The sequence below is a fragment of the Caldimonas mangrovi genome (assembly GCF_023721835.1).
In the GTDB taxonomy this organism is placed as follows: Bacteria; Pseudomonadota; Gammaproteobacteria; order Burkholderiales; family Burkholderiaceae_C; genus Caldimonas; species Caldimonas mangrovi.
The window spans coordinates 315,756-335,641 of record NZ_JAMKFE010000004.1; the positions used below are offsets into that span (position 1 = coordinate 315,756).

Annotated in this window: 21 protein-coding genes and 1 riboswitch; of the genes, 14 read left to right on the top strand and 7 right to left on the bottom strand. The window is 68.0% G+C overall.

From position 1 onward, the window contains the following. Positions 1–39: 39 nt before the first annotated feature. Positions 40–166, bottom strand: a riboswitch (ZMP/ZTP riboswitch). Between the two features lie 64 nt (positions 167–230). Continuing rightward, positions 231–1,157 carry a lytic transglycosylase domain-containing protein gene (locus M8A51_RS08960; RefSeq protein WP_251777863.1) on the bottom strand — a complete coding sequence of 309 codons (927 nt, stop codon included), beginning with the start codon at positions 1,155–1,157 and terminating at the stop codon, positions 231–233. Positions 1,158–1,411: 254 nt separating this feature from the next. Here M8A51_RS08960 and ubiD point away from each other — a divergent pair, with 254 nt between their 5' ends. Continuing rightward, the gene (gene ubiD, locus M8A51_RS08965; protein ID WP_251777864.1) at positions 1,412–2,989 is read left to right on the top strand and encodes a 4-hydroxy-3-polyprenylbenzoate decarboxylase; all 1,578 of its coding nucleotides are present in this window, start codon (positions 1,412–1,414) and stop codon (positions 2,987–2,989) included. Between the two features lie 221 nt (positions 2,990–3,210). Here the strand turns inward: ubiD and M8A51_RS08970 are convergent, their stop codons facing one another. Continuing rightward, entirely contained in the window at positions 3,211–4,032 is an 822-nt protein-coding gene (locus M8A51_RS08970; protein ID WP_251777865.1) for a YdcF family protein, read from the bottom strand. 152 nt (positions 4,033–4,184) lie between these two features. Between M8A51_RS08970 and msrA the strand changes: the two genes are divergently transcribed. Genes msrA through M8A51_RS08995 form a run of 5 tightly spaced genes read left to right on the top strand, consistent with a single transcriptional unit; the run spans position 4,185 to position 7,414 of the window. Next, positions 4,185–4,733 carry a peptide-methionine (S)-S-oxide reductase MsrA gene (msrA, locus tag M8A51_RS08975; protein ID WP_251777866.1) on the top strand — a complete coding sequence of 183 codons (549 nt, stop codon included), beginning with the start codon at positions 4,185–4,187 and terminating at the stop codon, positions 4,731–4,733. Beyond that, positions 4,730–5,368 (top strand): ABC transporter ATP-binding protein, encoded by a 639-nt coding sequence (locus tag M8A51_RS08980; protein WP_251777867.1) that lies wholly within the window; start codon positions 4,730–4,732, stop codon positions 5,366–5,368. The genes msrA and M8A51_RS08980 overlap by 4 nt, the downstream gene beginning before the upstream one ends. Then, positions 5,365–6,570, top strand: a complete 1,206-nt coding sequence (locus M8A51_RS08985; RefSeq protein ID WP_251777868.1) for an ABC transporter permease — start codon at positions 5,365–5,367, stop codon at positions 6,568–6,570. The genes M8A51_RS08980 and M8A51_RS08985 overlap by 4 nt, the downstream gene beginning before the upstream one ends. Before the next feature lie 25 nt (positions 6,571–6,595). Next, positions 6,596–6,856 (top strand): hypothetical protein, encoded by a 261-nt coding sequence (locus M8A51_RS08990; RefSeq protein WP_251777869.1) that lies wholly within the window; start codon positions 6,596–6,598, stop codon positions 6,854–6,856. Positions 6,857–6,898: 42 nt separating this feature from the next. Next, on the top strand, positions 6,899–7,414 hold the full coding sequence (locus M8A51_RS08995; protein WP_251777870.1) for a DUF3299 domain-containing protein: 516 nt from the start codon (positions 6,899–6,901) through the stop codon (positions 7,412–7,414). Between the two features lies 1 nt (position 7,415). Here M8A51_RS08995 and pdxH read toward each other — a convergent pair whose 3' ends face one another. Continuing rightward, positions 7,416–8,051: a pyridoxamine 5'-phosphate oxidase gene (pdxH, locus tag M8A51_RS09000; RefSeq protein ID WP_251777871.1), complete on the bottom strand. Its 636-nt coding sequence runs from the start codon at positions 8,049–8,051 to the stop codon at positions 7,416–7,418. 171 nt (positions 8,052–8,222) lie between these two features. Between pdxH and M8A51_RS09005 the strand changes: the two genes are divergently transcribed. Beyond that, on the top strand, positions 8,223–8,888 hold the full coding sequence (locus M8A51_RS09005; protein ID WP_251777872.1) for a nucleotidyltransferase family protein: 666 nt from the start codon (positions 8,223–8,225) through the stop codon (positions 8,886–8,888). On the opposite strand, the gene M8A51_RS09010 is transcribed toward M8A51_RS09005, so the two are convergent. Beyond that, positions 8,867–9,511, bottom strand: a complete 645-nt coding sequence (locus tag M8A51_RS09010) for a gamma-glutamylcyclotransferase (RefSeq protein ID WP_251777873.1) — start codon at positions 9,509–9,511, stop codon at positions 8,867–8,869. The genes M8A51_RS09005 and M8A51_RS09010 overlap by 22 nt on opposite strands. A 187-nt stretch (positions 9,512–9,698) precedes the next feature. Here M8A51_RS09010 and edd point away from each other — a divergent pair, with 187 nt between their 5' ends. Continuing rightward, positions 9,699–11,513 (top strand): phosphogluconate dehydratase, encoded by a 1,815-nt coding sequence (gene edd, locus M8A51_RS09015; RefSeq protein WP_251777874.1) that lies wholly within the window; start codon positions 9,699–9,701, stop codon positions 11,511–11,513. A gap of 28 nt (positions 11,514–11,541) precedes the next feature. Then, positions 11,542–12,165 (top strand): bifunctional 4-hydroxy-2-oxoglutarate aldolase/2-dehydro-3-deoxy-phosphogluconate aldolase, encoded by a 624-nt coding sequence (locus M8A51_RS09020; RefSeq protein WP_251777875.1) that lies wholly within the window; start codon positions 11,542–11,544, stop codon positions 12,163–12,165. Between the two features lie 9 nt (positions 12,166–12,174). On the opposite strand, the gene gloA is transcribed toward M8A51_RS09020, so the two are convergent. Together gloA and M8A51_RS09030 are read right to left on the bottom strand one after the other, a co-directional pair. Continuing rightward, positions 12,175–12,564, bottom strand: a complete 390-nt coding sequence (gene gloA, locus M8A51_RS09025) for a lactoylglutathione lyase (RefSeq protein WP_251777979.1) — start codon at positions 12,562–12,564, stop codon at positions 12,175–12,177. Next, positions 12,564–13,118: a PaaI family thioesterase gene (locus tag M8A51_RS09030; protein WP_251777876.1), complete on the bottom strand. Its 555-nt coding sequence runs from the start codon at positions 13,116–13,118 to the stop codon at positions 12,564–12,566. The genes gloA and M8A51_RS09030 overlap by 1 nt, the downstream gene beginning before the upstream one ends. 68 nt (positions 13,119–13,186) lie before the next feature. On the opposite strand from M8A51_RS09030, the gene M8A51_RS09035 reads away from it, so the two are divergent. Together M8A51_RS09035 and M8A51_RS09040 are read left to right on the top strand one after the other, a co-directional pair. Further along, on the top strand, positions 13,187–13,672 hold the full coding sequence (locus M8A51_RS09035; protein WP_251777877.1) for a MarR family winged helix-turn-helix transcriptional regulator: 486 nt from the start codon (positions 13,187–13,189) through the stop codon (positions 13,670–13,672). Then, positions 13,665–14,894 carry an MFS transporter gene (locus tag M8A51_RS09040; protein ID WP_251777878.1) on the top strand — a complete coding sequence of 410 codons (1,230 nt, stop codon included), beginning with the start codon at positions 13,665–13,667 and terminating at the stop codon, positions 14,892–14,894. The genes M8A51_RS09035 and M8A51_RS09040 overlap by 8 nt, the downstream gene beginning before the upstream one ends. Positions 14,895–14,911: 17 nt before the next feature. Here the strand turns inward: M8A51_RS09040 and M8A51_RS09045 are convergent, their stop codons facing one another. Continuing rightward, positions 14,912–15,484: a TMEM165/GDT1 family protein gene (locus M8A51_RS09045; protein ID WP_251777879.1), complete on the bottom strand. Its 573-nt coding sequence runs from the start codon at positions 15,482–15,484 to the stop codon at positions 14,912–14,914. A 110-nt stretch (positions 15,485–15,594) separates the two neighbouring features. Between M8A51_RS09045 and M8A51_RS09050 the strand changes: the two genes are divergently transcribed. Genes M8A51_RS09050 through M8A51_RS09060 form a run of 3 tightly spaced genes read left to right on the top strand, consistent with a single transcriptional unit; the run spans position 15,595 to position 19,489 of the window. Then, positions 15,595–16,269 (top strand): LysE family transporter, encoded by a 675-nt coding sequence (locus M8A51_RS09050; RefSeq protein ID WP_251777880.1) that lies wholly within the window; start codon positions 15,595–15,597, stop codon positions 16,267–16,269. 33 nt (positions 16,270–16,302) lie between these two features. Further along, positions 16,303–17,859 (top strand): alpha-amylase family glycosyl hydrolase, encoded by a 1,557-nt coding sequence (locus M8A51_RS09055; protein WP_251777881.1) that lies wholly within the window; start codon positions 16,303–16,305, stop codon positions 17,857–17,859. A gap of 4 nt (positions 17,860–17,863) precedes the next feature. After that, positions 17,864–19,489, top strand: coding sequence for an alpha-amylase family protein (locus M8A51_RS09060; RefSeq protein WP_251777882.1), 1,626 nt, complete (start codon positions 17,864–17,866; stop codon positions 19,487–19,489). The last annotated feature ends 397 nt before the right edge of the window (positions 19,490–19,886 follow it).

Below are 19,886 nucleotides of genomic sequence, written 5' to 3' on the forward strand. Positions count from 1 at the left end.
GGCTGCGCGCAAGGGAAGGCGCGGCAACGGACGTCATCGGAGGGCTGCCCAGGCGAACGGCTGAAGCGGCAAGCTGCCGGCTGCACTTCCCGGTGGTTCACCACCTCGGGCGCGCTGGCGCCGCCTTCGCGGTGCCTGGGCCCTATCGCCAGTTGTGCAGCGGTCGAAGTGTACTGGATATGAAATGCACAGGGCCCCGAAGGGCCCTGGTGGAAAGAGCAGTTTGCGGATCAGCGCACCCAGGCGACCTGGTGCGGTGGGGCCTGCGTGATCTTTTCGCCGGGAGCGTAGGCCGGCTGCAGTGTGGGCTCCGATGCCGCCGGCTCCACCGCGGGCGGCTCGGTCTGGACGGTCTGGATGGTGTGCGGCGCCATGATCGGCACCTGGCGGCCGGCCGCGACGTTGCGCAAGTGCGACTGCTCCGAAAGCACTTTTGCGGCATAGCCGCCGTCGTCGGGCAGGTTGGCCGCGCCGACGTAATAGCGCAGACCGCCTTCGAGGCTGCCCGCGCGGGCGATGCACTCGCGCAACACCTTCACGCCGACGCGCAGGTTGGTCACCGGGTCGAACGCGGCGTGCGTGCCGCCGAAGGGCTCGTACTTGTCGTTGTGCACGCGGGTCATCACCTGCATCAGGCCCTGCGCGCCGACCGAGCTCTGCGCAAACGGGTTGAAGCTGGACTCGATGGCCATGATCGCGAGGATCAGCGTGGGCTCGACGCCGGAGCGCTGGCCGACGTGCCAGGCTTCCTTCACGAGGCGGGCGATCGGCTCGGGAGCGACCCGGTAGCGGCGCGACAGCCACAGCGTGACGGCCGCTTGCTGCTTCGACAGCTCGGCGGGGTCGGTCGCGGTGGCCCGGCTGATGGCTTCCGGCTCGATCAGGCTGTCCAGGAAGGCTTCGGGCGAAGCCTCGAGTCTGGCCTCCTGGCGAGCTTGCAGCCAACCGAGGGCCTGCACTTCCACGGCATGGCGCAATTCCGGCCGGCCGAACGTGAAGACGGCGGCGGCCAGCACGAGAAAGCCGACGAAGGCGAGCCCGCTGTGGCTGATCTCCAGCAGGCCCTGGCCGACGTCCTTGGCGAACACCGTGACCGAGCTGACGGTTGCGTTGCGCGCCTCCACGAGGACGGTGCGCAAGGAATCGAACGCTGTCATGTCACTCCTTTCCTGCCGCCGGGTCCGACCGCGAGCGCTGCAGGCAGCGGCTCATGGAACCCGACAGCGATAATGCGCCGCGTCTTCGAGGGGCGTTGCGCAGGGGCGCAACGCGGACGGCGGCTGACTTGCATCGGCAGCGTCGCACCGTTGACCGGTGCGGGTAATCCCCTAAGTTGGGGAACGGGCGGATTCTAGGGATGCGCCAAATAACCGGTCAAGCCTTTGAGATTCACCTCTAATTTCTTCTGGTTATGAAATATCGCGATCTGCGTGACTTTGTTGGCAAGCTGGAGGAACGTGGGTTGCTGCGCCGTGTGCAGGAGCCTGTGTCCACGCGGCTGGAAATGACAGCGCTCGCTGACCGCGTGCTGAAAGCGGGCGGACCGGCTTTGTTGTTCGAGAAACCTGTCGGTTACAAATTTCCGGTGCTCGGTAACCTGTTCGGCACGCCACAGCGGGTCGCTTTCGGGATGGGGGCGCAGGACGTTTCCGAGCTGCGCCAGATCGGCCAGGTGCTGGCAAGTCTGAAGGAGCCGGAGCCGCCGAAGGGGCTCAAGGACGCCGGCAAGCTGCTGCAGATGGCCAAGGCGTTGTGGGACATGAAGCCGAGTGAAGGGCGCAGCGCGCCCTGCCAGGAGGTCGTCTGGCAAGGCGACGAAGTCGACCTCACGCGGCTGCCTATTCAATATTGCTGGCCTGGCGACGCGGCGCCGCTCGTCACCTGGGGCCTGGTGATCACGCGCGGGCCGCAAAGCGTGCCGAACCCGCGGCGGCGGCAGAACCTGGGCATCTACCGGCAGCAGCTGATCGGCCGGCGGCAGTTGATCATGCGCTGGCTGGCACATCGCGGCGGCGCGCTCGATTTTCGCGACTTCGGCCTGGCGCGGCCGGGACAGCCGTTTCCGATCGCCGTGGCGCTGGGCGCCGATCCGGCCACCATCCTGGGGGCGGTGACTCCGGTACCCGACACGTTGTCCGAATACCAGTTTGCCGGCTTGCTGCGGGGGAGCCGCACCGAGGTGGTCGCCTCGGGTGTCGGCGAAGGCGAATCGCGGCTGCAGGTGCCGGCCAGTGCCGAGATCGTGCTGGAAGGCCACGTTCCGCCCGCGGCGGCCGGCTATACCGGCGTCTCCGAACACGGCGTACCGCTGAAAGAGAAGGGCGGTTACCTGCACGCGCTCGAGGGTCCGTATGGCGATCACACGGGTTACTACAACGAGCAGGACTGGTTCCCGGTGTTCGAGCTGCAGCGCATCACGATGCGCCGCGACGCAATCTACCACTCGACCTACACGGGCAAGCCGCCTGACGAACCCGCCGTGCTGGGCGTGGCGCTCAACGAGGTGTTCGTGCCCATCCTGCAGAAGCAGTTTCCGGAGATCGTCGACTTTTATCTGCCGCCTGAAGGTTGCAGCTACCGCCTGGCGATCATCAGCATCCGCAAGAGCTATGCGGGCCACGCGAAGCGGCTGATGTTCGGGCTGTGGAGCTTCCTGCGGCAGTTCATGTACACCAAGTTCATCGTGGTCACCGACGATGACGTGAACATCCGCGACTGGCAGGACGTGATCTGGGCCATCACGACCCGGGTCGACCCGGTGCGCGACACCACGCTGGTCGGCCATACGCCGATCGATTACCTCGATTTCGCATCGCCGGTGTCTGGCCTGGGCGGCAAGATGGGCCTGGACGCGACCCACAAGTGGCCCGGCGAGACCGACCGTGAATGGGGCCGGCTGATCCGCATGGACGCCGAAGTCGAGCAGCGGGTGGCCGGATTGTTCGACCGGTTGATGGCCGCGCCGCCGGCCGATGGTGCGGGGCAATGAGTGCGTCACGCACCATTGGAAAGCTGAACTTGATCGCGGGTGCGCCGCTCGTTATCTTAGGGGTGCCTGCATGACGCAGGTATTTCACCTGCGCAGTCTCTGCGCTCAGGAGCCCCGGACCGATTCGCTCTGGAGCCCCGAACCGTGGCGTGAGCCACGCACCCCTTCAGGCTGCAATGGCCTGGAGGGGTTTCTATTGGTGGCCGCTGTGGTCCGGGCTGTCAGGCGTCCGCCAGCAGCCCCAGCAACTCGCGCAGCACCACCCGGTTCTGAACCAGGCCTTCGGTGCTCGGCAGCCAGTCGAGCAGACGGTCGGAACGAGGGGCGAACAAGCCCATTGGCGCCGGCACCACCGTCATGTCCGGGCCGAGCGCTTCGCGAAACGCCCGCGCGGCGCGCGGCATGTGCCACGCACTCGTGACGACCAGCACCTTCTTCACGCCGGCATGGCGCAGCAGCGCGGCACTGCGGCCGGCGTTCTCGCGCGTGTCGCGAGAACTGTCCTCGACCCACTTCAGGCTGCGGCCGTACTCTTCCTGCGCGATGCGCTGCGCAATGCGGGCCTCGGGGTGCTCGCCGTCGAGTTGCGCCCAGCCGAGCCCGCCGCTGAAGCCCACGGGCGCACCGATCTGGCGCGACAGCCACAGGCCATAGCGCAACCGCTCCAGCGAGGTGGTGCTCAGGTCCGACACGCCGTACTCCGGCGCGCGCGGCTCCATGCCGCCGCCGAGGACAACGACGGCGATGCTCGACGAGCCCTTGGGGTCCGTCCTGGCGGCGGCCTTCACCTCGTCGCGCAGCGATTCGAGGTCGATCGGCCCCAGCGGCCGCGGCGCTTTCAGCACATAAGTCTGCAGCACGTGCGAAAAACCCTGGGTCGATGTGAGCCACAGCCCGATGCAGGCGAGCAGCACGATCGAAAAACCCAGGCCGCGGCGGGGCAGCAGCAGCCGCACGCCGATCAGCACCAGCACGATGAGCGAGGCTGGCGGCAGCAGCAACGCGGTGAGCACGGGCTTGAAGAAGGCCAGGGATTCGAGCATGTGGGTGCGCAGCGCGATCGAGGGGAACGGGTGAGGTACGGAACTTCCACGGGCCGGCACGACCCGATGGGCAGGGATTGTGCAGGAAATACACGCCCACGCCGGGCTTCGGTAAGCTCGCCGCTTCCCGCCACTTTTCATGGAGGCCACCGATGTCGAACCCCGCGAACACGGAAACCATCACTCTCGCCGGGGGCTGCTTCTGGTGCCTGGAGGCGGTCTACGACCGCGTCGAAGGCGTGCTCGACGTGGAGTCGGGCTACTCGAACGGTGCCGTGCGGCAGCCGAGCTATGAACAGGTGTGCGCCGGCCAGACCGGCCATGCGGAGGTCGTCAAAGTCGTTTTCGACCCGTCGCGCATCAGTCTGCGCGAGATCCTCGAGATCTTCTTCGTGATCCACGACCCGACCACGTTGAACCGGCAGGGCAACGACGTCGGCACGCAGTACCGTTCGGGCATCTACTTCCACAGTGCCGGACAGGAGACCGTGGTGCGGGGCGTGGTGGCCCATGTGGCGGCCGAGCTGTACGACCGGCCGATCGTCACCGAGATCGCCCAGCTGCACAACTACTGGCCCGCCGAGGCCTACCACCAGAACTACTTCGAGAACCACCCGGACCAGGGCTACTGCGCCTTCGTCGTCGCGCCCAAGGTCGAGAAGTTCCGCAAGACCTTCGCCGACAAGGTGCGGCGCGGATGATCGAACTGCGCGGCTTGCGGTATCGCTATCGACAGGGGCCGGAGTTGGCGTTTCCCGACCTGACCGTGCCGGGTGGCGGCTCGCTGGTCTTGCGCGGGGCGTCCGGCAGCGGCAAATCGACGCTGCTGGCCCTGGTGGCGGGGCTGCTGACGCCGGCGGCCGGCCAGGTGCGCGTCGACGGCGTGGACGTCGGCGCGTTGCCGCCACGCAAGCGCGACGCCTGGCGCGGCCGCACGCTCGGCTTTCTGCCGCAGCGCCTGCACCTGAGCGACAGCCTCGACGTGCACGCCAATGTCGCACTGGCCCTGTGGGCCGGTGGCGCGGCCGTGGATGCTGCGGCCGTCGAGCAGGTGCTGGGACGTCTGGGTGTGGCGGAGCTGCTCCGCCGCCGCCCGCATGAGCTGAGCGTGGGCCAGGCGCAGCGCGTTGCGCTGGCCCGTGCCCTCGTGCGCCGGCCGGCGCTGCTGCTTGCCGACGAGCCCACCGCGAGCCTGGACGATGAAGCGGCGTTGGCCGTCGTGCAAGCGCTGCGGCAGGCTGCACAGGATGGCGGCGCAGCGCTGGTCGTCGCGACGCACGATGAGCGCGCCGTGCGTGCGCTCGGGCCCGAAGCGCAGCAGGTGCGGCTGCCATGAATCTGCTGCGCCTGTCCTGGACGTACCTCTGGTCGCGCCCGCTGGTGACGCTGCTCAACCTGCTGCTGCTGACGTTGGGTCTGGGGGCCGTGAGTTTCGTGCTGCTGGCGAGCGAACAGATCGAGGCGTCGGTGCAGAAAGACCTGAGCGGCATCGACTTGGTCGTCGGTGCCAAGGGCAGCCCGATGCAGCTGATCCTTGCCGGGGTGTTCCATCTCGACGTGCCGACCGGCAACATCCCCCTCGGTGCGGTGGCGCAACTGCGTGCGCACCCCATGGTGGGGCAGGTCGTACCGATTTCCCTGGGCGACAGCTATCGCGGCTACCGCATCGTCGGCACCACGCCCGACTATCTTTCGCACTATCACGCAGAGATCGCCGATGGCCGGGCCTGGTCGCGACCGCTCGAGGCGGTGGTCGGCGCCGAGGTGGCACGGACAGCAGGGTTGAAGGCCGGCGACCGCTTCGCGGGCGTGCACGGCCTGGGCGGCGAAGGCGAGGCGCACGGCGACACGCCGTACACCGTGACCGGCGTGCTGCGCCCGACCGGCACGGTGGTCGACCGCCTGATCCTCACCGACCTCGCGTCGGTCTGGGAGGTGCATGAAGCCGCGACTGCGGTCGACGAGGAAGACCGGCAGCTGCTCGCCGAGGAGCGCGAGGTGACACTGCTGCTGGTGCGCTACCGCACGCCGCTCGCGGCGGTCAGCCTGCCGCGCTGGGTCAACAGCCAGGCCGAGCTGCAATCGGCCGCGCCGGCGCTGGAAACAGCGCGGCTGTTGCGCATGGTCGGCGTGGGCACCGACGTGCTGCGTGGCTTCGGCGCGGTGCTGCTGTTGGTGGCAGCGCTGTCGGTGTTCATCGGGCTTTATCACGCGGTGCGCGAGCGAGGCAACGACCTGGCCATGCTGCGCATGCTCGGCGCACCGCCGCGTCGGCTGGCATGGTTGGTCGGCATGGAGGCGTTCTGGCTGGCGGCACTCGGTACGGCGATGGGCCTGGCGCTCGGGCACGGCTTGACAGCTTTGCTAGGCTCGATCCTGCAGGCCCAGCGTTCGCTGCCGTTGGACGGCTGGGCTTGGGTACCGGCGGAATGGGCGATTCCGCCAGCGGCCCTGGCGCTTGCATGCGCGAGCGCTGCCCTGCCTGCCTGGCAGGCCTATCGCCTGGACGTGACGCGGCTGCTGCAGGCGCCGCGTTGAACTTTTTCTCGGGAGCAAACCACTCATGAAACGAGCCCTTGCGCTGTGTCTGTCTTCGCTGGCCTTGCTGTCGGCACCGGTCTCGGCGCAGACCAGCGGTGCCGCGAAGCTGTCGGAACACGCGAAGAAGGACGTCCAGCGCCACCGTGCGATGGCGGCTGCGCACGAAGCTGCAGCGCGCTGCCTGGAGTCCGGCAAGTCCGAAAACGACTGCCAGAAGGAATTGCAGGCCACGTGCAAGGGCTTGGCGATCGGCAAGTACTGCGGCATGCGGCACGAGCATTGATCAATGGATGAACGGAGCGCTTGCCGCGCCGAGGTATCGACGATGAAGCAGATGCTGCTCTGGATCTTTTGCGCGGTGCTGTCGCCGGCACTGCAGGCGCAGCCGTTGAGTCCGCCGCTGGAATCCCAGCCGGTCGCGCCGCTGGGGACCGGACCGGGCTTTCACAGCCCGCAAAGCCCGATTGCGCCCTTGAAGGAGCGCGACGACCTGGTGTCGTGGAAGCTGCTCGCCTCGGTCAAGACCAAGACGGAGCGCAATCGCGTCAAGCCGCTGTTCCCCGATGGTGTGCGTGCGCTGAACAAGCGCACGGTCAAGATCCAGGGCTTCATGATGCCGCTCGAACCCGGCGACAAGCAGAAGCACTTCCTGCTGTCGGCGGTGCCCACCAGTTGTGCCTTCTGCGTGCCAGCCGGCCCTGAAGGCTTGGTCGAGGTGAAAACGCGCACGCCGGTGCGCTACAGCATCGACCCGGTGGTCGTCGAAGGGCAGCTTGCGGTGCTCGACAACGACCCGTACGGCATCTTCTATCGCATCGTCGACGGGGTGCCGTCGAAGTAGCTCAGGGCGCCAGCCGCTCGCGCACCCAGAGGCCATCCTGCAGTCGATAGCACAGCCGGTCGTGCAGCCGCGATTTGCGGCCTTGCCAGAATTCCCACCGGTCGGGCACCAGGCGGTAGCCGCCCCAGTGCGGCGGCTTTGGGGGGTTCAGCGCGAACTGAGCGCCGTATTTCGCTGCATTGGCCACCAGCACCGCACGCGAGCTGATCACCTGGCTCTGCGGCGAGGCCCAGGCACCGATGCGCGAGTCGAGCGGGCGCGAGCGGAAGTAGGCCTCGGATTCTTCTTCGCTGACCTTCTCGACCCGGCCCTCGATGCGAACGACCCGCTCCAGCTCGACCCAGTGGAACTGCAGCGCCGCATACGGGTTGCCGGCCAGCTCGCGCCCCTTGCGGCTCTCGTAGTTGGTGTACCAGACAATGCCGCGTTCGTCGCAGCCCTTGATGAGGACGATACGCGTCGACGGGCGACCACCGGGCCCGACGGTCGCCAGTGTCATTGCATTGGGTTCCGGCAGTTGCGCCGCCAGCGCTTCGTCGAACCACAGTCGGAATTGCCCCATCGGTTCGCCGAGGGAAGCGGTTTCGTCGAGTTCGGCGCGTTCGTAGCTTTTGCGCAGGTCTGAAATCTTGCTCATGTGCAGCAGTATAGGAATCAAGTTCCCTGCCACTGTGCGTGCTGACAGGCCGGGCAAGCCCTTAGGGGCAGATCCCACTTCCACCAGGGCGGGGAGTGCGATTCCATCGGGGGCAGGGGCTGCTCGCAGGTCCGGCGGTCTGGCTTCCCGCAAAGGGGCGAGCAAGCCGCGATGAAGTCGCAACCGAATCAGCAGGAACACCGGATGAAAGCCGTGCCGGTGGTGATCGTCCTGGCAGCAGGCGCGGGCACGCGCTTCGCAGGACAGAGCCACAAACTCGCACAATCGTTTGGCCACTCCACCGTGCTGGGGACGACCCTGGCACAGGTGGTGGCGAGCCACCTGCCCGCCGTGGTGGTCACCACCCGCGCACTGCGCGAGGTCGCGCACGGCTGGGTCGCTGCTCAGGACGTGATCGAAGTGCCGGAAGCCGGGCCGGGCAGCCCGCAACTGGGCATGGGCTACTCGATTGCCGCCGGGGTGCGGGCACGCGGCGACGCGCCCGGTTGGCTGGTGCTGCCGGGCGACATGCCGCTCGTGAAGGCGTCGACGCTGCGCGCGGTGGCGGCGGCGCTGCAGCACCACCCGGTCGCCTATGCCCAGCACTTCGGCCGGCGCGGGCACCCCGTGGCGTTTTCGGGCGAGCTGTTTTCCGAACTGGCGACCTTGACCGGCGACGAAGGGGCGCGCCGCATCGTTGCACGTTACCCGGCGGCGGCGGTGGAGGTGCAGGACCCCGGGGTGTTGATGGACCTGGACACTCAGGCCGACCTGCATCGCTTGCGGCAGGCGCACGACGCGCCTCCGGCCGCCGTTCAGCAGGTCTCGGGTTCCTGATCCAGCAGCTGGTGTTCGCGCGCCACGGCGATCAGCTCGCCGATCGCACGGTCGCGTATGCCGTGTTCATGCAGGCAGACGTCGGTGCGCAGCACGTAGTCGAGCGTCGAGCCGTAGCGCCCGCGCGCGTTGCGCAGTATGGCGATCAACTGCGCCGGCGGCAGCTCGCCGGTGAAATTGGGGCTCTGCCGGCTGAGCGTGAAGGCCAGCGCGCGCACGATGCCGTGTGATGTGCGGCAAGGCAGCCAGCGCGGGTCGTAGACGCCGGTGGGCATCTCGCGTCGCCACAGCTTGTCGAGTTCCGGCAGTGCACGCTCGCGCGGCACACGGAACACCATGCCGCGGCAGGAGCCGCCCGACAGCAGTGCAAACACCAGGCCGGGCGTCAGCGGCGTGCCGCGGTTGATGCGCGACCACATCTTCAGCGCACGGTGGTAGCCGCGCACGTCGGCCAGACGCCGTTCAACGTGCTCGATGTCGGGGTTCCAGATCAGCGACGCGTAGCCGAACACCCAGAGATCCTGGGTGGCGTCCCAGCCTGCGAGCGTCTGCTCGAGCAGCGGGCGGGGGTCGCGCACGGCGAGCGGTTCGAATTCAAGCGGGAGTTCGGGCGATTGGGACACGGGTGGGCGCGTAGACAGCAAGCCGCCACTATGAAGGCTTCTTCGGCTGCATGGCAAGCGCCACCCGAATCGCAACGCGGCGTTTCGCATGACCCCGACACCCGGCGGGCGGGCACCGCGCTGATTTGACGATGTAACTCAGTTACCTAATAATGGACCAACAAGTTACATCCACCTACCCCGCGACATGAACCCCGTACTCACCGAAGTCACCGAGCGCATACGCGAGCGCAGCGGGCCCACCCGCCGCGCCTACCTGCAGCGCGTCGAGCAGGCCGCCAACCGACCCCGCGGCGCCGACCGCATGGGCTGCGCGAATGTCGCCCACGCGTACGCGGCCCTGCCTGACCCGATGAAATTCAAGGTGGTCGCCGAGCGCGCCCCGAACATCGGCATCGTCACCGCTTACAACGACATGCTGTCGGCCCACCAGCCGTATGAAAACTATCCCGCGCTGATCCGCGACGAAGCAGGCCGCCATGGCGCCAATGCGCAAGTGGCCGGCGGCGTGCCGGCGATGTGCGACGGTGTCACGCAGGGCCTGCCGGGCATGGAGCTGAGCCTGTTCTCGCGCGACACCATCGCGATGGGCACCGCGATCGCGCTGACGCACGACGTGTTCGACGCGGCCTTGCTGCTGGGCATCTGCGACAAGATCGTGCCCGGCCTGCTGATCGGCGCCTTGCACTTCGGCCACCTGCCGTGCGTGTTCGTGCCGGCTGGGCCGATGAGCACCGGGTTGTCGAACAGCGAGAAAGCCAAAGTACGCGAGCAATACGCGCAAGGCCTGGTCGGGCGCGACAAGCTGCTCGAAGCGGAATCCCAGGCCTACCACGGGCCGGGCACCTGTACCTTCTACGGCACCGCCAACAGCAACCAGATGCTGATGGAGGCGATGGGCCTGCACGTGCCCGGTGCGGCCTTCATCCACCCGCACGAGGGCTTGCGCGAGGAGCTGACGCGCGAAGCGGTGCGCACCGCGCTCAACAACCTGAAGGGCCGGCGCTACACCCCGATCGGCGTCATGGTCGACGAGCGCGTCATCGTCAATGCGATGGTCGCGTTGCTGGCCACCGGCGGCTCGACCAACCATCTGATCCACTGGGTCGCGGTGGCGCGCGCCGCCGGCATCCTGATCGACTGGAACGACTTCTCGGACCTCTCCGGTGTGGTGCCGCTGTTGAGCCGTGTCTACCCCAACGGCGCGGCCGACGTGAACCACTTCCAGTCGGCCGGCGGTCCTGGTTTCGTGATCCGGGAACTGCTCGACGGCGGCTACATGCATGCCGACGTCACCACCGTTGCTGCCGGCGGCATGCGCGACTACACCTGCGTGCCGGCGTTGCAGCAGGGGCACCTGGCGTGGGCCGAGCTGCCCAAGCAGAGCAGCGATGAAACGGTGGTCCGCACCGCGCGCGCGCCGTTCAGCGCTACCGGCGGGCTGAAGCTGCTGCAGGGCAACCTGGGCCGCTCGGTGATCAAGGTGTCGGCGGTCCCGGACGACCGTCACGTGGTCGAAGCGCCGGCCATCGTGTTCGACAGCCAGGATGCCTTGCAGCGCGCCTTCGCAGCCGGTGAACTCGAGCGCGACTTCATCGCCGTGGTGCGCTTCCAGGGTCCACGCGCGAACGGCATGCCCGAACTGCACAAGCTGACGCCACCGCTGGCCGTGCTGCAGGGCAAAGGCTTCCGGGTCGCGCTGGTCACCGATGGGCGCATGAGTGGCGCCTCGGGCAAGGTGCCCGCGGCCATCCATGTCAGCCCCGAGGTGCTGGCCGGCGGCCCGCTCGGCAAGGTGCGCACCGGCGACGTGATCCGACTCGATGCAGTGAGCGGCACGCTGGACGCGCTGGTCGACGCCGCCGAATGGGAGCGCCGCGACGTGGCAGCCCTGCCGGACGAACTCGCCGAGGTGCATGCCTACCAGCTCGGGCGCGAGCTGTTCGCGGGCATGCGCCGCAACGTGCTGACCGCCGAAGAGGGCGCCTGCACCTGGCTGTGAAGCAACACCAACGAGAGATGAACCTGCAATGAGCACACTCGAACTCGCCACCCATGGCCCCGTGATTCCCGTGATCGTGATCGACCGCGTCGAAGACGCCGTGCCGCTGGCCGAAGCGCTGGTGGCCGGCGGCGTGCGGGTGCTGGAGGTGACGCTGCGCACGCCCGTCGCGCTGCAGTGCATGGAGGCGATCGCCAAGGCGGTGCCCGAGGCGATCGTCGGTGCCGGCACGGTGCGCAACGGGATCGACGCCCAGGCGGTAAAGGACGTCGGCTGTCACTTCGCGGTCAGCCCGGGCTACACGCCGGAGGTCGGCCGTGCCTGCCAGGATGTGGGCCTGCCGTTGCTGCCAGGTGTCGCGACCGCCAGCGAGGTGATGCGCGCCAATGCCGACGGCTATCACTTCCTGAAGCTGTTCCCGGCCACGGCCGTGGGCGGCATTCCGCTGCTGAAGGCACTGGCCGGGCCGTTCACCGACGTGGCCTTCTGCCCCACCGGCGGCATCACTGCGGAGACCGCACCGCAATTCCTCGCGCTGCCGAACGTCAAGGTGTGCGGCGGCTCTTGGCTGACGCCGGCCGACGCAGTGAAGGCCGGCGACTGGAAGCGCATCACGCGGCTCGCGCAGGAAGCCTCCGCATTGCGTCGCTGAGCCGGCCGTTCAGCCCGGCTTGCGCTCGATCAGTTCGATCTTGTAGCCGTCCGGATCGGTCACGAACGCGATCACCGTGGAGCCGCCCTTGACCGGGCCGGCTTCGCGCGTGACCTGGCCGCCGTTCGCACGGATCTTGTCGCAGGCGGCATAGGCATCGGGCACCTCGATCGCGATGTGGCCGTAGGCCGAGCCCATCTCGTAGCGGTCGACGCCGTGGTTGTAGGTCAGCTCGATCTCCGCATGTTCGGGGTTGGCACCGTAGCCGACGAAGGCGAGCGAATACTGCTGCTCGGGGCGCTCGGTGGTGCGCAGCAGCCGCATGCCCATCACCCGGGTGTAGAAGTCGATCGATCGCTGCAGGTCGCCCACGCGCAGCATGGTGTGTAGAAGTCGCATCATCGGGGGGGAGTGGAAGCGGGAAGCTCGAGGATAAAGCAGGTGGTCGAAGCGTGCGCGTACAGGGTTCCATCGGGCCCGACCAAGCGGCCGTCGGCGGTGCCCATGCGCCCGCCGACATGGATCACCTGCCCGATCGCGCGCACCAGTGGCACCTTGTCGGTCAAGGCTTTCACGTAGTTCAGCTTCAGCTCGACCGTGGTGTAGGTTTTCCCCGCCGGCAGCGTCGAGTGCACGGCGCAGGCGACGGCCGAATCGAGCAGCGTGGCGATCCAGCCACCGTGCACCGTCCCTAGCGGGTTGTAGTGACGGAACAGCGGCTTGCCCTGGAACACCGCGCGGCCGTGCTCGGCCTCGACCAGCAGGTAGTCCAGCGTCTCTGTGATCGGCGGGGGCGGCAGCTCGCCATTCATCATGGCCTGAAAGATGTCCAGCCCGGTCTTGCCCTGCAGCTGATCGAGCCGGCTCAGGCCCGGTTTCGCGAAGCGCGCGCGCAATTCGGCTTCGCGTTGCTGCCATACGGCAAGGACGTCATGCGGTGCGGTCGTGCTCATCGATGTTCCTGGTGTATGCAGGGCACTTGATGATTGTATATGCAAGTATTGTAGCTACAATATAAGCCATGTCGAAGCCGGCCGCAAAATCCCCACTGCAGACACCCGCAGCAGCGCCGCGAGGCTGCACCAACCTCAAGCTGCGCCAGATCGCGCGCCGGGTCAGCCGCCACTACGATGCGTTCGTCGGCGCCACGGGATTGAAAACGACGCAGTACTCGCTGCTGTCGCACGTGGTGCTGCTTGGGCCGGTCAGGCCTTCGGACCTGGCCGCGCGCATGCAGCTCGAGGCGTCGACGCTCACGCGCAACCTGCAACCGCTGGTCGCCCAAGGCTGGGTCGAGTTGCGGCCGGGCGAGGACGCCCGCAGCCGTCTGGTGGTGGCGACCGAAACCGGCCTCGCGAAACGCATCGAGGCACAACGCGCCTGGAAGCAGGCCCAAGTCGCACTCAATGAACGGCTGGGCGGCGAACGCGTCTCGCAACTGCATGCGCTGGTCGACGAATGCCTGCAACGGCTCGATGCCGACGATCCGGGAGACGATGATGAGTGACTCTGCGCCGCCGGCCCGCCGGCACGTCGGTGTGGGCTGGGTGCTGCTCGCGGCGGCCGGCATCTTTGCGGTCACGATGGGGGCCCGTCAGTCGATGGCGCTGTTCATCAGCCCGCTGAACAGCGCGACCGGCCTGGGCATCGCCAGCATCAGCCTGGCCTTCGCCTTCGGCCAGCTCTGGTGGGGGTTGACGCAGCCCTTCGCCGGCATGGTCGCGGACCGCATCGGCACCGGGCGCGTGCTGCTGACCGGCATGCTGCTGGTGGCGCTCGGCACGGCGCTGATCCCCTTCATGACGACCACCTGGGGTCTCGTGCTTGCAATCGGCGTGCTCGCCGCCGGCGGCGCCGGGATGGCCGGGCCGTCCGTGCTGATGGCCGCCACGATGCGTCTGGTGCCGGCCGAGAAACGCGGCATCGCGACCGGTGTCGTGAATGCGGGCGGCTCGTTCGGGCAGTTCGTCTTCGCACCGATCGCGCAAGGGTTGACGGCTGCTGCCGGCTGGGTGGCGGCACTGCAGAGCCTGGCCTTCATCACGCTGCTCGTGCTGCCGGCCGCCTGGGTACTGCGCGGCCACGCGGTGCACGCCGTGACGGGTACGACTCACCGGCCGCAAAGTACGCGCGAGGCGCTGCGTACCGCGCTGGCGGACCCGAGCTACCGCATGTTGTGCGCCGGTTTTTTCGTCTGCGGGTTCCATGTGGCGTTCATTGGGACACACCTGCCCGGCGTGGTGGCGTCGTGCCAGTTGCCGCCCGCCGTCGGGGCCTGGTCGCTGGCGGTGATCGGGCTGTTCAACATCGTCGGCAGCTTCGCGATGGGCTGGGCCGTGGGGCGCTGGCGGATGAAGTCGCTGCTGTCGCTGGTCTACGCGGCCCGGGCGGTGGCGGTGCTGGTGTTCCTGCTGTCGCCCAAGACCGAGGCGGTGATGCTGGTGTTCGCCGCGGTGATCGGCCTGACCTATCTGTCGACCGTGCCGCCAACGGCCGGGCTGGTGGCGAAGCTGTTCGGACCGGCGCACATGGCCATGCTGTTCGGCATCGTGATGCTGTCGCACCAGGTCGGCGGCTTCCTCGGCGCCTGGCTGGGCGGCAAGGCTTTCGAATGGACCGGCAGCTATGACTGGATGTGGTACGCCGACATCGTGCTGGCGGTCGGCGCGGCGCTGGTACACCTGCCGATCCGCGAGGCGCCGGTGCGGCTGGCGCCGAGCGCGGCCTGACCGGCCGGCGTCACGTTCTACAGGGCGCCCACTCCGGCCAGCACCAGCACGCCGAGCGTGAAGAAGAGGGCGGCCGCCACGCGCCGAACCCAGTGCAACGGCACGAAGCTCACGGCCTTGTCACCCAGGTACACAGCCGGCACGTTGGCGAGCATCATCCCCAGCGTCGTGCCGGCCGTGACCGTCAGGATGGCGTCGTACTTCGCGGCCAGCATCACGGTGGCGATCTGGGTCTTGTCGCCCATCTCGGCCAGGAAGAAGGCGATGGTGGTGATGCCGAACACGCCCCAGTGCCCGCGGAGCGTGGTGGCCGACTCGTCCACCTTGTCGGGGATCAGTGTCCAGGCAGCGACCGCGATGAACGACAGTCCCAGCCCATAGCGCAGCACGGTCTCGCTGATCAGGTTCTGGATCAGCGCGCCCAAGGCGCTGGCGCCGGCATGGTTGGCCAGCGTCGCGACGAGGATGCCCGCGGCAATGGGCAGCGGCTTGCGGAAGCGGGCGGCGAGCAGCAGCGCGAGCAACTGCGTCTTGTCGCCGATCTCGCTGGCGGCGACCACACCGGTGGAAACGAGCAGGGCTTCGAGCATGGGCAAGGGCGAAAACGACGGCGCAGTGTAGTGGGTGCGCCCATCGCACGGCGGCGGCGCGGCAAGCAGGAGATGCTATCGTTCGAGGCTTCATCGTCATTCTTGCCGCCATGCTCACGCTCTTCACCGCCGCCGTCGTTCTCGGCTTCGTGTTCAATGCCGCACCGGGTGCCGTGTTCGCCGAAACGGTGCGCCAGGGGGTGCGCGGCGGTTTTCGTCCGGCCTTCGCGGTGCAGGTCGGCTCGCTGGTCGGCGACGCGCTTTGGGCCGTGCTCGGACTGGCGGGCGTCGGCCTGCTGGTGCAGAGCGCGGCGCTGCGCACTCCGATCGGTATCGCGGGTGTCGTCTACCTGCTGTGGCTGGCATGGGACGCCTGGCGCGCCGCCAACCAGGAGTTCACGGTGCAACCGGACGGCCGCGCGCCCGGCAAACGCCGTGCGTTGCGCACCGGTGTCGTGTTGTCGGTGACCAACCCACAGAACGTCGCCTACTGGGCCGCTCTGGGCAGCGCGATGGGGGCGGTCGGTGTGCACGAGCCATCGGCCACCCAATACGGCGTCTTCTTCGCCGGCTTCATGACCTCATCGGTGCTGTGGTGCTTCATTTGCGCGGCGCTGGTCGACCGGGTGTTCCGCAGCGTCGGACAGCACTGGGCTCGCATCACCTACCGCGCCTGCGCGATCGCCTTCCTGGCCTTGGCCCTGTCGTCGCTGCGCGACCTGGTATGGGGCCGGCAGGAGCCGGCGGTCACGGCGGCCCCGCCGGCGCTGCACGGCAGACCCTGAGCCCCCGGCATCCCGTTTGCCAAACGGGGAAGCATGGCTTCCCCGGCATCCGCGACCCCTCCTGAGCCGGCCTTGCCCTGGTGGCAGGGCGCGGTCATCTATCAAGTCTATCCGCGCTCGTTCGCCGATGCGAACGGCGACGGCGTCGGCGATCTGCCCGGCCTGCACGACCGGCTCGACCATCTGCAGCGGCTGGGCGTCGATGCACTGTGGCTGTCGCCGATCTATCGGTCACCGATGGCCGACGCCGGCTACGACATCAGCGACTATCGTGACGTGGACCCGGTGTTCGGCTCGCTGGCCGACTTCGACCGGCTGCTCGAGGCAGCGCATGCACGCGGCTTGCGCGTGCTGCTCGACTTCGTACCCAACCACACGTCCGACCAGCATCCGTGGTTCGTCGAGTCACGTTCCTCGCGCGACAACCCCAAGCGCGACTGGTACATCTGGCGCGACGAGCCCAACGACTGGCGCGCCGCATTGAATGCCGGCAGCGCGTGGACCTGGGACGAGCACAGCCAGCAGTACTACCTGCACCTGTTCCTGCCGCAGCAGCCCGACCTCAACTGGCGCAACCCCGAGGTGGTCCAGGCGATGCACGACGTGCTGCGCTTCTGGTTGGACCGCGGGGTGGACGGCTTTCGCATCGACGTGGCGCATTGCACCGGCAAGGACCCCACGTTTGCCGGCCACCCGCGCTGCCTGGCGGGTGAGCCGCTGGCCGATTTCAACGACCAGCCCTACAGCCACGAGGTGCTGCGGGGGCTGCGCCGGCTGGTCGACGGCTACCCGGGCCAGCGGGTGCTGGTCGGTGAAGTGAACATCCGCTCGACCGCCAGCGTGGTGCAGTACTACGGGGCGAGCGACGAACTGCACATGTCGTTCAACTTCCCGCCGCTCGACGCGCCGTGGGACCCGATCGTGTTCCGGACCTGTATTGCCGAAGTGGAGCAACTGCTGCTGCCGGCGCAGGCGTGGCCGACCTGGGTGCTGTCCAATCACGACAACGAGCGGCATCGCACGCGCTACGGCGGCTCGTTGCAGCGGTCGCGTGCCGCGGCGGTGATGCTGCTGACGCTGCGCGGCACGCCGTTCCTGTACCAGGGCGAGGAACTGGGGCTGGAAGACGCGGTCATCACGCCCGACACCCGCGTCGATCCCGGCGGCCGCGACGGCAGCCGTGCGCCGCTGCCTTGGCAGCCGGAGTTTCCGCATGGCTGGCGCGGCAAGCCGCCCTGGCTGCCGTTCCCTCCGGAGGCCTCGGCGTTGTGCGCGCAGCGCCAGTGGGACGACCCCGACTCGATGCTGCACCTGTACCGCCGGCTGCTGGCGATGCGTCGCGGCAGCGCGGCGCTGCGCTGGGGCGGGTGGCATCAGCTCGACGCACCGCCCACCGTGCTGGCCTACCGGCGCGAGCACGGTGTCGATGCCCGCGTGGTGCTCGTCAACTTTGCCGACCACCTGCAAAAGGTGGCCGTCGATGGCGCCTGGCGTACCGCGCTGTCGTCCGACGGCGTCGGCGAAGGCGTGACATTCGACGGCTGCGTCGGCGCCGAACGAGCGCTGGTGCTCGAACCCGGGAAGGAGTAGCCGCATGCGTCCTCTGTGGTACCGCAACGCCGTGATTTATCAGGTCGACCCCTCGCTGTTCCGCGATGCCGACGGTGACGGCTGGGGTGACCTGCGCGGCATCACCGAACGACTGGACTACGTGCGCAGCCTGGGCGCCACCTGCATCTGGTTGATGCCGATCTACACCTCGCCGTTCAAGGACGGAGGCTACGACGTCTCGGACCACCTCGCGATCGACCCCCGCTTCGGCGACTTCGCCGACATGGTGGGACTGCTCGAAAAGGCGGAGGAACTCGGCATCCACGTGCTGGTCGAGCTGGTGGTGCAGCACACCTCCGATCAGCACCCCTGGTTCCAGCAGGCGCGGCGCGACCGCAACTCGCCGTACCGCGATTACTACGTCTGGGCTGACGAGCCGCACGAGACCGAGGTCAAGCCGATCTTTCCGACCGTGGAAGACAGCGTGTGGACGTGGGACGAGGTGGCTCAGCAGTATTACCGGCACTGCTTCTACCGGCATGAACCCGACCTCAACCACGCCAACCCCAAGGTGCGCGAGGAGATGTACCGCATCATGGCCTTCTGGCTGCGGTTGGGCGTGTCGGGCTTTCGCGTCGATGCGGCGCCCTACATGATCGAGCGTGCCAAGGCGGCCGATCCGCGGGAGGACGGCCACTGGCTGCTCGACGACATGCGCGAGTTCGTCGCCATGCGGCGGCCTGAAGCCGTGCTGCTCGGCGAGGTCGATGTGGAGCCCGAGGTGTACAGCCAGTACTTCGGCGAGGGCGACCGCATGACGCTGCTGCTGGACTTCTGGGTCAACAACCACTTGTTCCTGGCGTTGGCACGTAGCGAGGCCGAGCCCCTGACACGCGCGCTGGAGGAACAGCCGCAACCGCCCGAGCATGCGCAGTACGCGCTGTGGCTGCGCAACCATGACGAGCTGGATCTCGAGCGATTGACCGAGGACGAGCGCGAGGAGGTGATGCAAGCCTTCGCCCCGGAAGAGAACATGCGCGCCTATCACCGCGGCATCCGGCGCCGGCTGGCACCGATGCTGGGCGGAGACGAGCGCCGGATCGCGATGGTGCATTCCATCCTCTTCTCTTTGCCCGGCACGCCCATCCTGCGCTACGGCGAGGAAATCGGCATGGGTGAAGACTTGTCGCGTCCCGAGCGTCTGGCGGTGCGCACGCCGATGCAGTGGTCGGACGGGCCGAATGCCGGCTATTCGCAGGGAGACCCACAGCGGTTTCCTGCGCCGGTGATCGACGACGGGCCGTTCAGCTACCGCGAGGTCAACGCCTATGCGCACACCCTGCGGGACGATTCACTGCTGAAGAGAACGAGCGAGATGGTGCGCATGCGTCTGAGTCTGCGGGAGATCGGCTTCGGCACGTGCCGGCCCGCGCGTGTCGACTGCAAGCACGTGCTGGCGCTGCGGTACGACAACGGCTCGTCGGTGCTGATGCTGGCCAACCTGAGCGACCACGAGGTCGAGGTCACCGTGGAGGAAGACGACCTGCACGACCTGGTCGACATCCTCGACGACGTCGAGTACCCACGCCCCAAGGGCCGGCCGCTGGTGGTGCAACTGCGCGGCTATGGCTACCGGTGGATGCGCCGCAAGGAAGAGCTGTTCGGCTAGGAGTCTGGGCGGCAGAAGCCCCCCAGACTCCTGGCCTGCGGCTTTACGCACGGCTCCCCCGAGCCCCCTCCGCGAGGGAGCTCCAGCTTGTCGGACCGCACCCTCCAGCCTCCCTCCGAGAGGGAGGCTCCAGTCAGTCTGACGAGCTCTCCACCGCCGCTCCGCTTGCGCTCAACTCCGCTTCGGCTTGGTAGCTGGTGTCGGCCAGGGCATCTGCTGCGGCTCATAGGGAAGGTGGTTCGCGGCCGTGGCCACGAAACCTACCTGGACTCTCGGCCCCAGTCAGGCACGTCCCTTCTGCCGCCCAGACTCCTAGGACAGCGCTGCTGGCGGGGCCGTTGTCTCCTGTGTGACTGGCGCCGGCGGCGTCTGCGCGCACGATGGCTGCAGCTGCAGC